1 protein-coding gene is annotated in these 1,188 nt (G+C 30.8%); it reads left to right on the top strand.

All coding sequences use genetic code 11. From position 1 onward, the window contains the following. Window positions 1–16 precede the first annotated feature (16 nt). Window positions 17–1,188 (top strand): hypothetical protein (locus AC3WVG_RS12110; protein WP_488798372.1); only part of this gene is annotated, 1,172 nt, incomplete at its 3' end.

Here is a 1,188-nt window from a genome sequence, read left to right as displayed (position 1 = left end):
AAAAGTTATAGAATATATGAGTGATGTATTAAATCCACCACTAATATACTATAGAAGAGATAAGAATATAGTAGAAAAACCTATAAGAAGAAGATCAAGATTAGAATTATACAAATACTTCACAAATAATCTATCAATGATACCTGAAGAAAAGCAATATTATGTTATTGATAAGAATAGTGGTGAAGTTATTGGAGTTCTAGATGAAGCTTTCGTAGCAGAGTATGCACAACCAGGTCTAAAATTCGTGTTTAGAGGTAAGGTATGGGTTATAGATAACGTATTTAAAGATAAGATCATAGTTGAAGAAGCTAAAGATCCAATAGGTGCAATACCTGCATGGATTGGTGAAGAGATACCAGTACCATATGATATAGCTCAATCAGTATTAGATTTACTTGAGGAGATAGAATTTTTATGGAAAAGTTATAAATCTTATAGAGATGTTGTTGAGCATTTATATGAAAAACTGAATATATCTAGAGAAACTATAGAGAAAGTAGTTAGGAAAGTTATTGAACATATATCTATGGGATATCCAATACCTGGAAAGCGTAGAGTAGTTATAGAGAATATAGGAAGTATATATGTTATATACATAATGCTTGGAACATTAGGTAATAAGACTCTATCTAGGATACTTGCAGAGTTAATATCAAGTAAGTATGAAGTATCTGTGAAAGAGTATGCTGATCCTTATGCGATAGTTCTAGAGTTGGGAAGTGAATTACCTGTTGAGGAGATATCTAAAACAATTCTTGAGCTTGGTAAGCTTAGTGAAGAGGAAATTGAAGAGCTTGTTGCAAAGACTATGCTAAAATCAGGATCTTTTAAGAGAAGATTTATACATGTTGCTAGAAGATTTAATGCAATACCTAAAGATGCAGATTCAAGTTCAATATCAATATCAGCATTAATTGATGCTTTTAAAGAGACTCCTGTTATTGAAGAAGCAGCTAAAGAATATATGAGTAAGGATGTAGATATCGAATCACTATTAAAATTTGTTCAAAATGTTAGAGAAGGTATAGAGATCTCTACAATAAAGACAACAGAACCAACACCACTTACTAGAGAGATATTGGAGAGAGTTAGTGGTAAGTTTGAACTTTCAGGTCCTGAGGGTCATAGATTAATGATTAAATTAACATTTAGATCTAGAATCTTAAATGAGATTATAACATTAAT

The organism is Desulfovulcanus sp. (assembly GCF_982781345.1).
This window is presented reverse-complemented; position numbering and strand designations above follow the sequence as displayed.